This window comes from Streptococcus oralis, from assembly GCF_019929345.1.
In the GTDB taxonomy this organism is placed as follows: Bacteria; Bacillota; Bacilli; order Lactobacillales; family Streptococcaceae; genus Streptococcus.
Map to the genome: position 1 here is coordinate 1 of NZ_JAHZPJ010000034.1, position 716 is coordinate 716.

General features: G+C 22.6%; 1 protein-coding gene. It reads left to right on the forward strand.

Annotated features, from left to right (window positions below; all coding sequences use genetic code 11):
* Positions 1-198 precede the first annotated feature (198 nt).
* Positions 199-357 (forward strand): hypothetical protein, encoded by a 159-nt coding sequence (locus tag K1I97_RS10255; RefSeq protein WP_223351616.1) that lies wholly within the window; start codon positions 199-201, stop codon positions 355-357.
* Positions 358-716: the final 359 nt, after the last annotated feature.

A 716-nucleotide genomic window follows, 5' to 3' on the forward strand; every position in this document is an offset into this window, starting at 1 on the left:
AACACATTTTTTTTTTTTTTTCTTTCTAATTTATACATTGTTTTTTTTTTTTTTGTTGTTTTTTATTTTTTTTGTGTTTTTCTTTTTGTTTTTTTTTTTTTTAGCTTGTATTGCTCTCTTAATTTAAGTGATCCCATAATTTTTGTTGAATCTGACTCTATAGCCAGTCCGGCGCATGTAGTTCCTGAATGATATTTTTTGTTTGCTTTTACTATTCTGCGTTCTGTACCAAATAAGTTGTTTGGTGTTATTTTGATATTTGGCTCTATTTTTGTTTTGTTGATTTTTATTTGGTTTAGTAATTATCAGACTATGTTGGATAATATTTTATATTTTTTATCTATATGTTTTGTTTGAATTTTTTTTTGGTTAACTTGGGCTGGTCATTATCCTACTGATTATCCGTTTAACTATTTTAATTTAGTTTGTACTATTTTTTATTTTGTTTTTATTTTTTTTATGTGTTTTGTCAATTTTTTAGGTTTTAAATTGTTTAGCTATATTTTTAGTATAATAAGTATTATAAATTTAGAATTTATAGGTAGAAAATATAATTTTTTTAAAATTTCGTAAGTATCATAAAATGGAGTTTAGTTACTACCCAGTTATATTCGGCGCAGGTGTTTTAGGAATTGATTTTGGGCTAGTTTTGTTTATGAATATAGGTATTTTTTTTTCTTTTTTTATCTGTTTTTTGTTTCTTTTATATATTTCTT